Annotated in this window: 11 protein-coding genes; all 11 read right to left on the bottom strand. The window is 53.5% G+C overall.

What is annotated here, in order from left to right:
* Positions 1–90 precede the first annotated feature (90 nt).
* Positions 91–2,628, bottom strand: a complete 2,538-nt coding sequence (locus HS100_08400; GenBank protein MBE7433925.1) for a PD40 domain-containing protein — start codon at positions 2,626–2,628, stop codon at positions 91–93.
* An 81-nt stretch (positions 2,629–2,709) separates the two neighbouring features.
* The gene (locus HS100_08395; protein ID MBE7433924.1) at positions 2,710–3,012 is read right to left on the bottom strand and encodes a hypothetical protein; all 303 of its coding nucleotides are present in this window, start codon (positions 3,010–3,012) and stop codon (positions 2,710–2,712) included.
* A gap of 37 nt (positions 3,013–3,049) precedes the next feature.
* On the bottom strand, positions 3,050–3,718 hold the full coding sequence (locus HS100_08390; protein ID MBE7433923.1) for a hypothetical protein: 669 nt from the start codon (positions 3,716–3,718) through the stop codon (positions 3,050–3,052).
* A gap of 92 nt (positions 3,719–3,810) precedes the next feature.
* A complete protein-coding gene (locus tag HS100_08385; GenBank protein MBE7433922.1) occupies positions 3,811–5,172 on the bottom strand; it encodes a hypothetical protein in 1,362 nt (453 codons plus the stop codon).
* Positions 5,169–5,918: a TIGR03943 family protein gene (locus HS100_08380; GenBank protein ID MBE7433921.1), complete on the bottom strand. Its 750-nt coding sequence runs from the start codon at positions 5,916–5,918 to the stop codon at positions 5,169–5,171. The genes HS100_08385 and HS100_08380 overlap by 4 nt, the downstream gene beginning before the upstream one ends.
* Before the next feature lie 85 nt (positions 5,919–6,003).
* Positions 6,004–7,014 carry a permease gene (locus HS100_08375; protein ID MBE7433920.1) on the bottom strand — a complete coding sequence of 337 codons (1,011 nt, stop codon included), beginning with the start codon at positions 7,012–7,014 and terminating at the stop codon, positions 6,004–6,006.
* Positions 7,015–7,021: 7 nt separating this feature from the next.
* Positions 7,022–8,713: an AMP-binding protein gene (locus HS100_08370; protein MBE7433919.1), complete on the bottom strand. Its 1,692-nt coding sequence runs from the start codon at positions 8,711–8,713 to the stop codon at positions 7,022–7,024.
* Positions 8,714–8,815: 102 nt separating this feature from the next.
* Positions 8,816–9,061 (bottom strand): acyl carrier protein, encoded by a 246-nt coding sequence (locus HS100_08365; protein MBE7433918.1) that lies wholly within the window; start codon positions 9,059–9,061, stop codon positions 8,816–8,818.
* Positions 9,062–9,153: 92 nt separating this feature from the next.
* Positions 9,154–10,086: an SGNH/GDSL hydrolase family protein gene (locus HS100_08360; protein MBE7433917.1), complete on the bottom strand. Its 933-nt coding sequence runs from the start codon at positions 10,084–10,086 to the stop codon at positions 9,154–9,156.
* A 113-nt stretch (positions 10,087–10,199) separates the two neighbouring features.
* Positions 10,200–11,303, bottom strand: a complete 1,104-nt coding sequence (locus HS100_08355) for a hypothetical protein (GenBank protein ID MBE7433916.1) — start codon at positions 11,301–11,303, stop codon at positions 10,200–10,202.
* Positions 11,304–11,417: 114 nt separating this feature from the next.
* Positions 11,418–12,851 (bottom strand): MBOAT family protein, encoded by a 1,434-nt coding sequence (locus tag HS100_08350; protein MBE7433915.1) that lies wholly within the window; start codon positions 12,849–12,851, stop codon positions 11,418–11,420.
* Positions 12,852–12,886: the final 35 nt, after the last annotated feature.

The raw sequence follows: 12,886 nt of genomic DNA, 5'->3' as shown, positions 1-12,886 counted from the left end.
CAATTAGTATAATGGGAAAATTTTGGAGGGTCAAGAAAGAAAGAGAAAGACCTCCGAGGTTTTGAAAACCTCGGAGGTCTGCTGGAGACATTACCACACCCACTTTGGATTGAACCCGTCGATTCCCAAATCCCTCACTTCCCCGCTTTCGACATCCATCACCTCCAACTTCGACGAGAACGGGAATTTATCGAGCGCATACAGTTCATACAACACATACTTTCCGTCCGGCGACCAGTTCAGACTGCCATGCAAGGCGTCGATGTCATTTGTCAACATGCGGCCGTCGCTCCCGTCTGGTTTCATCACCCAAATCTGGTCGCCGCGGGTCACGGAAAGATCGCGCCGCACGACGGCAATCGTCTCTCCATCGGGCGACCAGGCGGCAAGCGTGTTCTCGAAACCTTTATCAAGGCTGATATTCACCAGCGTTTGAGATTCAACGCCATAGATGAATAACTCGGTCACGAACTGGTCATGACGGATAACCACATCGCGCAGCAGGATCGTCTTCCTGTTCGGCGCCCACATAGCCGCCGCGCCCAAAACATTTTCGATCACGCGCGTCTCACTGCTCTCGAGGTTATACAAACGGATCCCCTCCGGCGTGGCGTAACTTAACCATTTTCCATCCGGTGACCAGCGCGGGTTACCGCCCGGTAATTGCGGATCTTGAAAAACCGGCTGGGCTTTGGCAGTCGTCACGTCCACCCACCACAAGGTCGGGAGTCCGCTCGCGTTGCCGTCCAGGTTCATGTGTTCATAAATGATCCGGCTGCCGTTCGGCGACCAGACCAATCCCGAACAGATCGCATCCCTGCAATCGGTCAATTTCCGGCTCGACAAATCTTCCAAATCCAGGAGCCAGATTTCATTCGACGCGCTTTCATTCTGAGTGACATAGGCGGCTTGAGAAAAATCCGGCGAGACGATGTAATCATCCACGCTTTGGTTTTCAGCGGAGACCAACTTGGAAGCACCGCTGGAAAAATTCGTGATGAACAATCCCTTGATGCGATTCTCATCCTCGCGCAGATATAAAACCCTCGCCTCATTGACTGACCTTTGAGTTGATTCTGCGAAGGTGACATTTTCCTTCGCCCGGACCGTCGCCCCCCACGTCAGCGCCGCGCCGAGGGCAACGACCACAACCGCCGAAACAAGCGGCATGACTGGCGCAAAGCGGTCCAAAAAGCCCATGCGGTCGAAGAGACGCCGGCTGTTGACCATGAGCAAGCCGATGACGATCAAGACCACAGCGAGACCGAGGCTAAAGGATAGGATCAATGCCAGACCAAGAAAGAGGCGGTTGATCGCAATGGCAACCAAAAGAATCGCGATCGCATCCGGGCATGGGACGAGTCCGCCGCTGACGCCGAGGGCGATCAACGAACGCCAGGTGATGGCTTCGGGGACGTCATGCGAGTGCATTTTGCCATCGCCATGATGATGCATCCCCGCGGACATGGATTCCACTTTGACCGAACCTGTTGGCTTGTGTACGTTCGATTTCGGCGCAAGCGAAATTTTGCGCTTGCCGCCGTCCCCGGCGGCGAGGACGCCGCCTTGAGCAGAACGCGACCGCCAATACACAAAGCGCTGCCAAAGCAGATACAAACCCAAGCCAAGGATAAGCACGCCCGAAAGGACTTCAAGGAACGGAATGACCGTCGTCGGCAAGATGTATTGCGACGCGGCAAGCGTGAGGATGCCGAGCAAAAAGACCGAGCCGGTATGCGTCAGCGTGACAACCGTGCCGAGGACAATGGCATGCCAGGAGGTGCCACGTGAACCGACGAGATACGCCGCGACCACCGTCTTGCCATGACCAGGAGTCAGCGCATGCAAGGCTCCCAAGGCGAGGGCGATCACCAATGCGAAAGCATAAAAAGCCAGCGAACCTTCTTTACTGCGTACCAGGTCGAGCAGAATTTCCTGCGGCGAGCGTTCGGAGAGTTCCGGCACGACCTGCTCGGCGGTTTCGGTAACGACATCCTTCTCCTGCCCAAACGGAAGCGCGGGTGCGCCGCTGTCCCATGTTGTGAGCAGGCGGCCTTGGTCTTCGATGGTCGCCGGGTTGTGGATGAAGTCAATTGTGAGGATGTGACTCTTCTGCGATGGAAAAAGGAAGGCAGAACCATCTTCGGCAGTGAGATAGAACCAGTTGATGGCTTTAGACGACTCCCATCCGTTCTCGATGACGATGCGCTGGGTGTTGTTCGCGTCCTGGCTTAGTTTTGCAGATAACTCGAAGACAAGGATCTCCTCCCCCGCTTGAAAGGCTTGCAGCGTGGACGGAATCGTTATCGAATCAACCGTCAGCGGCAGGGACTTGCCATCGAGCGTGGCGGTCAGTTGGTCCAGGCGCGACTCGCTCCAGTTTTGTCCCTCCTCCTCGCTGACGGAGCCATCCTGGTTCACATCCATCTCGTTCCAAATGAAGTTGACCAGCAATAACCCCGGCTTGACCTGCCACTCGACGCGCATGTCTGTTTGGGTCAGGTTGACGGTGATGGTGTGAGCGTATAAGTCCGCCGGGTGGGCGTGGGCGGATTGGGAAGGAAAGAATGAAAGAAGAAAGAAGAAAAGCGCTATGAATGGGAAGCGGTAAGTGAATGTTTTTTGCACGCAGGGATTATACCTACATTAGTTTTAAGTTTACATTATCGAGGAAATTAATAAACCTTACCGCGGATTGTGACTGCTCAGTCATTCCAGGTAAGGGAGGCTAAAACCTGGCTTTGCATAAAACCGCTTTAAGCCGGATAATGTCCAGATGCTAATGCTGTTCTCATCCCCAAAAGCGTAAAAACCACTAATACTACGCCCGGGCTCATTTTTATTGATAAAGTCAATCCAGGTATATTTTTTATCCGGCACATCAGAGAATAAGTAATAAACAACTATCCGCGCCAATCCTCTGCCGCCCGTCGAGAAAAAATAAACAGTAAAAACAACCAAGCTTAAAATTAAAACTACTACGGACAGAATAATAGCCTTAACACGGCTCATACTTTTACCATAGCACATCCACACACCACTGTCACTACTATGGGTTGAATAGTCTAAGAAGTCTTATTTGTCTTGGGTTCTCAGCCGAAAATTCCTTTGTTGGCCAGAAAAAATAATTCGGTTTATTCATCTCTTCACCAGGACTTACATTGAAGGTCCCCCAACAATTACCATTTACTGATTCGAAACGAACATTAATAAATCTGGTACCTTTTTTAGCGGGAAGCCCTAGATCCCATGCTCCACTATTAACATTTGACTTAAAATTGCGCCAATTAGGATCACTCGTATCTTCTGTGGTAAAAGATGTTTTATAGCAGTCGCCGGTGATTTTGAGACTATTTTCCACGATCTTGGCGATTTCTTCCGAATTCCAGCGATGGGTATTGGGTTCGTAAATTTTCACCCCGTCGGCGTTAAAGGCGGCAAGGTTGCCGTTTGCGTCGGGCGCGAGGGTGTAATCCACGCCCAGGGTCAGGTTGAGTTTCGCCATCTCCTCCGCGGCGATTTGGGCGGGGTCCGGGGTCGGCGTCGGCGACGGCTCGGGGGTAAGAGTCTGTGAAGGGGTGGCGGTAAAAACAGTAGTGGGCGACGATGTTGGGGTCACAGTGGGCAGTTCGTCGGGAGAGCCGTCGCCCTCGGATGGGGACAGGCAGGCGGAAAGGATGCAAGCGATGAAAAGAGGAATGAGGTTGATCTTTCTCATTGCAAACTCCCTGGCAATATCAAACGAACCCAAATTTGACAGGCAAAGTATAACAGGCAAGAACCGCCCACGAATGAATGACGGAAAAAATTTTACGGCAGCCACTGCGGCTGGATGCCTTCGGCGAGAACAGAAGACTCATTCGTGCCTTCACGCCACAAGCCGATCTCGGGCTTGAATTGCCCGCGCATTTTGAATTGCTGGAACAATAACGCAGTTCCCCACGGGTCCCATTGCGGGGAGTTGTAGGTGTAGTCGGCATCCTGCGCAATGACAATGCCTTCGAGCAGGGATGGGTCGAGCACCCACAACACGCGCGAGGGGCTGTCTTCATCCATGCGCAAGCCGAGCACAAGGCGTTCCTCCAGCGAAGACCAGGCAAGGGAGTAATAGGCGTTGTCGTAAACATCCACCGAGCCGAACAAAGGGATCGTCTCACCAGTCGAAAGGTCGGCAAGCATCACAAGCGTGCGCCCGCCGTTATCGGTCTGCTCGAAGGTGGTGTAAAGCAAACGATTCGAATCGGGCGACCAGGTCACCGGTCCGCCCGTGGTGGATGGAAAGAGGACCCGCTCACCGCTTGTAAAATCTATCATGTGGATGAAATCCGCCAAACCGTCGAAGGAAGTGAGGCGGTTCGCATCCGGCGACCAGGAGGGGTTGTATCCCAAAATGCTTTGGTCTTCGTAGACAGGTCCATCCGCGCCGCTTTCCAAGTCCACGACCCAGATGCGGGGCGACCCAAAGGGCAGGTCGGGTGTAGGTCCCGCCGCCTCGCGTGAATAAGCAATCCGTTTATCGCCGGGGGCGATGACGGGCGTGGTGCAGCGGTCGAAACCGCAATCCAGCAAAATTGATTCATCGCCGCCATCGCGACTCACTTTCCACAGATCTATCCCGCCGTTTTGATTGACGGATGTAAATACGATGAAATCCCCTCCCTGGGCGACATCGAACGAGACGACTTTTATTTCTTCGGAAGTGAGACGCTTCGCACCGTCCCCGGACCTGTCCGCTGACCAGATGCCGCTCTGCCCTTCGGCTGTGACTAAATACGCCACCCGCGGTTCACGCACTGAGAACGTCCAGGTTTGCGGCTGTTTCACTTCGCGCCCCTTGATGTTCGTCTCGCCAGCGATTACTTTCACTGTGTAAGTTGTGTCGAGGCTGTAAGGCTTGATGGGGATAAATCGCACACTGGTGTCATCCACCACTTGAAGATAACCTTCATGCACCGGGTCGATGGCGATCAGTTCGGAAGCCATCTCTGCCGAAACAACCTCGGAGAATTTGAATGTAATTGCCTGGTACGGACCGACCACGCCATCCTCCGGCAAATCCACGCGGACTCCAACACCTGCACTTTCGCCGACCCAGATGATCGATCCGGCAATGGCGCCTAGTAAGAGAATCAAGCCAATGGCAAGCGTATCAACCGTAATGCGTGATCTCATGGGAAGAGATAGGGCTGGGCGGGAACGCCCGTGGGCTCGACCGACTCCGCAACGATCAGCGGCGTGCGCCTGCCGTCGAGGTCGATGGATTCGATCTTTCCTTTGACGACCACCCAGGCATCCTGCTCGAGTGAATTCGATTTTTCCCATTGCACCGGCATGGCGATGGCGAACCCGTCCGCAGCGCAGCAGGAAACCACAAACCGGCTGACAAAGAATTGGTCCGTTTCGAGCTCATCGCCGAAATAGACAAACCCCACTACCGACGCCTCCTGCCCGATGAATTCGGTGATGTCATCCTGATAGTTGAACAATTTCAACCATTGCAGGATGTTGCGTTCCTGCGACTCGGTCTCAAAGATGCTGGCAGACGAATCGGAACTGACGAGCGGGGCGCTGGTATTGAATCCCTTGGTGGTGAATGCGGCTGAATCCAACGGGCGGGCAGGAATAAGAAAACCGATGGCGAGCGGAATGAACATGATCCACAAGGCGGAAGAAGAGGGGGCATGGTCATGTTCATGGTGATGCTCTGGGTGTTCCAACTCGTGTTGGCGCGAACGACGGATTTCAGTGAATATCGTCTGTGCCATGATGGCAAGAAAGGCAATGCCGACAATCGTCAATGGCACAAAGCGCGAGTTGATATACCAGGTCAACTGCCCGTTGACGGCTTTGGATACGAAAAATATGCACAAACCCAGCAGGATCAGACCTTGATAGGAACGGAACATTCGTTGAGGCATGGAAACTCCAGAACGACGACGGACGATGGACGATTGACCATGGTTTGTCCTCCATCGTCCATTGTCCGCGGTCTATCGTCCACACTTACTTCACAAAATAATTAAACAACAACCCGGCGATCAGACTCATCATGAACGGGATCAAGATGATGTATACCACGGCGCGGCGTTTGAAGACCTGCAAATACATGATCGTGCTTTTGATGTCCACCATCGGACCAAAGACAAGAAACGACAACACCGAGCCGAAACTGAACGCGCCGGTAAAACCCAAAGCCACAAACGAATCCACCGTCGAACAGATGGAAAGCAGGACGGCAAGCAGGAGCATGATCAAGACCGAGAGAACCGGTCCGCTGCCGATGGATAATAGAGTAGATTGAGCGATAAAGGTCTGCAATCCAGCCGCCAACAACGAGCCAATGACCAGATAGCGCCCCATGTCGAAGAACTCGTCCACGGTGATAAGCAATGCCTTGCGAATTTTCTCGCGGACGGTATCCTCCGCCGCGGCATGGACATGGTCATGATCCCCGCCTGATAAAACTGGAATCAAAACCTCATCCGCCTCTTTCTGGACGGAGAAGACGAGTCCCACGACCACAGCGATGATGAGGCTGATGACGAATCTCCATAGAAGCATCTGCCCCCACCCGAACGCGGATGCAGTGCTGAGAATCACGATCGGGTTCAAGACCGGCGCGGCAAGCAAAAACGAAATGCCCGCCGAAAGCGGCAGTCCCTTTTTGAAAAGCCTGCGCGTGAGCGGAACAACTCCGCATTCGCAGACCGGGAAGATCATGCCCATGAACGCGCCGCTGATCGCCGCCGCGGCAGGTCGCTTCGATACCCAGCGGCTCATTCCGTCGCGGTCGACGAACACTTCCACCAAGCCCGAAGCGAAGGTGCCAAGCAGAAGATAAGGCACGGCTTCGACGAAGATGCCCAGGAAGACCGTGGCAAAGACATTGAGCCTGTCCCATAGCCACGAGAAAAAGTCAACAGGCAACATGCTCGATGCGACGATAACGAGTACAACAAATAGAATTATGAGGATGGCGTTACGCGGCAGGCGGTTAACAGTCGTTGTTTCCACGCAGGTATTATATATCGTTATCCATCTCGAGTTCCTTCAAAAACTTTTCCTTGTTAGCCGGGCGCGCCGTCTTGCCGCTGGAGGTTTTGATGATCCATTTATCATCGACGATTTTGACGTGGCGCAGGGCAATGGCGGAACTCTTGGTGACATGCTTGCGGATGGCGTCCGCTATCGCCTCTTGCTCCGACGGGACGGTTGAATCTGCTTCGGCGATGATGACCACTTCCTCGGTGCCTTCTTCTTCATCGTACATGCCGAATGCGACGACTCGTCCTTTGTGGACGCCGGGTACTTCACTCGCGAGCGATTCTAAATCCTGAGGGTATACGTTCTTACCGCCGACGATGATGAGGTCTTTCTTGCGTCCGGAGACATACAACTCGCCGTTTGCAATGTAACCATAATCACCGGTGAGATACCAGCCATTCTTAATTGCGGCTTCGGTCGCGTCGGGACGGTTGAAGTATTCGGTCAGCATACAGTCGCTTTGCAAGGCGATCTCGCCGACACTTCGATCCGACAAATCGTTGAGGGATTCATCCACGATGCGGATTTTTACGTTGGGTAGCGGACGCCCGGACGAAGTCATTTTCATGGAGGGTGAATCAGGCTTGGGCGGAGTCGCGAGGCGTTGCGTCATGAAGGTTTCGCGGTCGATCACATCCACGGCGGGCGTTCCATCCAGCTGACTTTGAGTCACGGCGAAGACATTCTCTGCCATGGCATAACACGTTTGCAGTGCAGACTTCTTCAAGCCAAACGCCGCAAATTTTTCATGGAAGAGGTCGTGGCTTTCGACATGCACCGGCTCGGAGCAGTTGATGATGGCGCGCCAAGAAGAGAGGTCTAAATTTTCAAGATTGCGCTCGCGGATCTTGTGGGCGCAGAAGTTGTAGGCGAAGTTGGGAAGCCATGTGAGCGTGCCTTTGTATTGTGAAACGGCTTGATGCAATTTATAAGGCGCGCGCACCCAATCGAAGGGCGACATATTGACAAGCGGAATGCGCAGCAGCACGGGCATAAGGAAGCAGGCGATGAAGCCCATGTCGTGATAAAGCGGCAGCCACGAAACGATGACGTCACTGGCGGGGTCGATGCGCAGGGTTTGGCTGTAGGCGTTGAGTTGGTTGAGCACTGCGCGATGCGAAAGCGCTACACCCTTTTGCAAGCCGGTTGTGCCCGAGGAATGTTGCAGGACGACGATATCTTCGGGCGAGGCTTTGAAACCTTGCAAGGTTTCAAAATTCGGTTCGCTCTCGGCTTCGATTTGGTTCGTGAGAATCACATGCCTGACCGAATCACCTTCTGTCAGTGCGCCACGGACTTCGGCTTCGAACTCCGGGTAGGTGACGATGGTGGTTGGCTTGGTGATGGAGATCAGCGAAGCAAGGTCAGCGCGATATTTTTCAGGCGCGAGTTTCTCGGTGAGAAACGGCATGATGGAGGGAATCGCGCCGTGCAGAATTGCGCCCCAAAAGGCATAGATCAAGTCTTCGCCGTGTTGGAGGATGAGGATGACCACTTCGCCGGGTTGAATTCCCTCGCGGGCGTAAGTTAACGCAAAACGATTCGCGCCGCGGATCAGATTACGGTAAGTGAGAGGTTTATCCGCTTGACCGGCATGCTGGATGATGAAGCTGGTCTTGTCGGGGACTTCTTGGTATGAGCGTTGGAGGAGGGTTGGTAAGGTTGTCATTATTTTTTACCGCTAAGCACGCGAAGATCGCGAAGAAAAAACTTCTAAATCTTAGCGTCCTAAGCCCTCAGAATGGGGGTAGCGCACTTCGCGGTTAATGAATTACTTACGAGATGAAATAAGTGCAGCCAATTGATTGAGATTGTCAAATGTATCTGCATTCAATTCAGTATCTTCCACGCGAACGCCGAAGGTATCTTCGATGAAGAGCGCCAGATCCATTAGACTGAACGAGTCGATCAGTCCGCTGGAGATGAGGGACTCATCGGCAGAGATGACTTTACCCGGCTGCTTGAGAATTTTCTCGGCAATGAAGGTTGCAATGGGAGTGATGATTTCAGTTGTCATGAATGATTCCTTTTGAGTGAATTCACCACGGATGAACAAAGATGTTCGATCTGTACCATCCAATTTATCTGTGTCCATCTGTGGTTACGATTTTACTGCTCTTGCAGCCCCACCCTCACTGCATCCAACGCCTGCAAAGCCGTCAGGTTGCGCCAGGGCCAGCCGCTGAGCATGTTCTTGGGTTTATCGAAAAAGTTACGCGAGAACGAAAGATGGAAACCATCATTCAATTCGACGGAATGACCGTGATTCGGCAAAGGCTGCAACGCCGCCCAGAAATTCCACAGCGGGATGTCATATTCTACAGCGATCTCCGCGATCTCGGTGTTGATGCTATGGTCGCCTTCGAGATTGTCGCCCTTGGTGGCAAGGATTGGCACCACGCCCTGTTCAATGGAATATTCGATGATCTGACGCATGTACTTGCCGTAATCATCGGCGGGACGTCCGCTGAAATTCGTTTCAAGGCTGATGATGGCAATGCTGGGGTTATGCAAGCGGAACTCGCAGGCAATCGGGGTCTCGCCTTTTTCGCATTGCTTCGGGTCGGCGCGCAGCGGGGTCAGGATCGCCGCCACGTTGTAACCGTCGCGCATGGCGAGACTGGTGCGCGAGAACGAGCCTTCATAATAATCGATCGTATCTTGCAGGTAGGCGTAGTCGCCAAGGCGGTATGCGCCTTCCTTATCAAAGTCCACGAGGTAGAAACCCGTGTTGGTTTGGCAATCGCCCACTTTAGAGAAATGATTCGGGTCACGTCCCATTGCCAATCCACGCGCGTAGATTTCGCGGGCGGTATCGGTCACTTCTGGGACGATGGGCAGAGTCATCCATTCATCGGGTCCAAGCGTGGGGCGCGGAGTCGGCGCGGATTCTTCGGTGGCGGCTGCAACTTCTTCGGTTGCGGCTTCGGTCACTTTGGGCGCAGATGTTGATTCAATTTCAGGTTGCGGTGTTGCGGTTGGGGTGGTGGTGCAAGCGGCGAGCAAAAACACCGCTAAAAGAAAAAGTTGACGTGCTTTCATTTGGCTCCTATTTCGTCATTGCGAGGGCGGTGCTCTTCCGCCCGAAGCAATCTCATGAATAGGCTATGAGATTGCTTCGCCGCAAAGTACGCGGCTCGCAATGACGGAAATGATTATTTACAATTTTCCAAAATATACGGCGCGAGATTTTCCGCCAGCATATTCTCTCCTGCAGGCGTGAGATGAATGGCGCTATTGGTGAATTCATTTGCGGGCACGATGTCCCAAAAGTCCACATACGTCCAGTCATTGCGCTCGCTCAACGAAGTCATGATTTCGCGGTAATCGTCATACGCCCAGCGCGGGTAGAAAAAATTATAGCGGATGTCGCTGTTCGCGCCCGAACTTATTAACATCGGCTCATTTACAAGCAACATGGGCGTCTCGCCCACCACGCGAAAACCCGTCTCCAGCGCATTGATGGCGAGGTCGTCTTCGGTCAGCGGCGCGGTCAGGTCGTGATAACTTTCGTCCGTTTCGAAATCGGTTTGCGCTTTTTCATACTCGGACGGATAGACCTGGTCAATGCCCGTGGCAGACCACATCACGCCATAGATCTGCAAGCGGAAAAAGTCCGCCCATGCGCGACGGTTGCCCACGAAGGTTTTCTGCCAAAAGGACTTGACTTCGAAATTGGAATCATCCGCCTCGACTCTTAAGCCGTAACTGGTCGCCAGTTCCCGAACCTTTTCTTCATTGTTAGCCACCAGCGGCGTGGACGTTTGCTTTTCCAGCGGGAACGCGTCGAGCGTGGTCATCCAGATGACGAGGTCAGGGTTGTATTGCACCGCATACGAGAGCAGCATGACATCTTTTGTGAGAGAGATGGTCGGGTAGCCCAAGTTATAAGTGCGGACAGTTTTTCCGCAGGCGTTGAGAGTATCCGCGTTGAGTTGACCTGCCAGTGTTTCTTCTGGCTTGAGCAACGTGCCCCATACAGATGAATCTCCAACAATGACGACGCGGAATTCATCGTCAGTTTTTGGCGTGCCCGCAATGACATGCGAAGCAAACATCGCGTCGAGGTCGAAGAGGCTGAGGTTGTACGATTGCTTGGGGTTCTCGCCAAAAGGCAATCGTTCCCGCCCTGGGTAGAGGATGTTGTAAAGGGATAGCTGTCCAACCCCCGTCTGCCATGCGGCGATGACGAGGTTGAAAAGGGCGAATAAGAGCAGTCCCTTGATGAGGACGTTGAGGGGTTTGATCTCTTGCTTCATGATTTTTTATTCCGTCATTGCGAGGGCGGTGCTCTTCCGCCCGAAGCAATCTCATGATTAGCTCATAGGATTGCTTCGCCACAAAGAGCAAAAACGCGGCTCGCAATGACGGATTTAGTTGACTCCAAATAATCTCAATATCACCTGCCACGAAGTGACGGGTGACGATAGCGCGAAGAAGATCCAGCCAATCGCCACGAAGTGGAAGGTGAGCAGAATGCCGCTGATGTTGAGCGCGGCTTGCCTTGCGGGAGTAATCGCCCAGGCGGCGGCTTTGGCTTTGGTGGCGTCGTTCCAGCGGTTGTGGATGAAGAGTCCCAGCCCGTGCCATAAGCCCCAGAGGGTGAAGTTCCACGTCACGCCGTGCCAGAAACCGATCAGCAGCATGGTGGCGACTTGGGTGAGCAGAATCATCATCGGGATGGACATTGGTTTTTGCCAAGACCTGAGCCAGCGTGTGACTGGGTTAAAGAAATAGGCGCGGAACCACTGCGTGAGAGTCATGTGCCAGTTGTTCCAGAATTGGGTCAGGTTGGGTTTGAGGTAGGGCGAGGCAAAATTCTCTGGCAATTTGATTCCGAGCAGTTGCGCAATGGCGAGAGCAATGTCGGTATAGCCGCTGAAGTCGAAGTAGATCTGGAAAGCATAGGCGTAGACGATGACCCACATCCAAAACGTGGAGGTGACTTGGGTTGCGTTGGAGTCGTTCAGGGCAATTAGCGCTAGCGCGTCGGCGATAACGAATTTTTTGAACAAGCCGAGGAGCAAACGTTGACCTGCGGAGTAGAACGTTTCAAGGTTCAGACCTGAAAAGGGAGCACGGAGGTCTTTGATGAAACGCTCCAAGCGGTCAATCGGTCCTGCGGTGAAGGCGGGGAAGAAGATGACGTAGGTGATGAATTCGCCCACGTCCACGGAGGGGAATCTTCCTGACTGTTTATCGCGTATGGTGTGGATGAGACGGAAGGCGACGTAGGAGAATCCCAACCAGCGGAAGTCGTTGATGGAGACGTTGGTCAGGGATTGACCGGAGAGTGTGCGTAGGAAAGATGCGAGCCAGAGAGATAGGGCGGGAATCTTGATGAGTAGAAAAAGCCCAATGGTTAGAACCAGACCAAAGGTCAAGAAAGAAGCGCTGAAACGTGTCAGACGAGAGAAGGCTAACAGCGTCAGTCCTGTTATCAAAAAGATGATGAGAGTCGTTTCGAGTTGGGGCGGGCGCGAGGCGGTGAGGAGTTGAAAGTCTGTGGGGAGGAAGCGGGTGAGGTTGAGCAGCAGGACGACGCCTGTGACGATGGTGAGGATGATGATGTTTTTGCGCTGCTTGCGAGTAGCGTCGTCGGCGGTGATGAACCAGGTGAGGACGATGAGCACGAGCGTGGCGATGGGTGTGAAGAAGTCGGCGCCGCGGATTGGGAGGGCGGGTTGCAGCCAGAAGATGACGACGACGCTGGCGATAAGCATGAACCACGTCCGCCCGTGGTTGCGGAAGGTCGCTGCCCAGAGGAGCGAGGCGGCGGCGAGAATCAGAATATTTTCAAGCGCCATTTAGAAGCCTTGATAGATCCACGTGGGGCTCGAGT

The organism is Anaerolineales bacterium, from assembly GCA_015075725.1.
GTDB lineage: Bacteria > Chloroflexota > Anaerolineae > Anaerolineales > Villigracilaceae > Villigracilis.
The sequence above is the reverse complement of the archived record's forward strand: the minus strand, read 5'-3'. Positions and strand labels throughout refer to the sequence as shown.

Excerpts from the sequence above, each read along its gene's own strand:
- HS100_08365 (MBE7433918.1), bottom strand. The coding sequence starts at position 9,061 with ATGACAACTGAAATCATCACTCCCATTGCAACCTTCATTGCCGAGAAA.
- HS100_08385 (MBE7433922.1), bottom strand. The coding sequence starts at position 5,172 with ATGAGATCACGCATTACGGTTGATACGCTTGCCATTGGCTTGATTCTC.
- HS100_08355 (MBE7433916.1), bottom strand. The coding sequence starts at position 11,303 with ATGAAGCAAGAGATCAAACCCCTCAACGTCCTCATCAAGGGACTGCTC.
- HS100_08380 (MBE7433921.1), bottom strand. The coding sequence starts at position 5,918 with ATGCCTCAACGAATGTTCCGTTCCTATCAAGGTCTGATCCTGCTGGGT.
- HS100_08360 (MBE7433917.1), bottom strand. The coding sequence starts at position 10,086 with ATGAAAGCACGTCAACTTTTTCTTTTAGCGGTGTTTTTGCTCGCCGCT.
- HS100_08390 (MBE7433923.1), bottom strand. The coding sequence starts at position 3,718 with ATGAGAAAGATCAACCTCATTCCTCTTTTCATCGCTTGCATCCTTTCC.
- HS100_08395 (MBE7433924.1), bottom strand. The coding sequence starts at position 3,012 with ATGAGCCGTGTTAAGGCTATTATTCTGTCCGTAGTAGTTTTAATTTTA.
- HS100_08350 (MBE7433915.1), bottom strand. The coding sequence starts at position 12,851 with ATGGCGCTTGAAAATATTCTGATTCTCGCCGCCGCCTCGCTCCTCTGG.
- HS100_08370 (MBE7433919.1), bottom strand. The coding sequence starts at position 8,713 with ATGACAACCTTACCAACCCTCCTCCAACGCTCATACCAAGAAGTCCCC.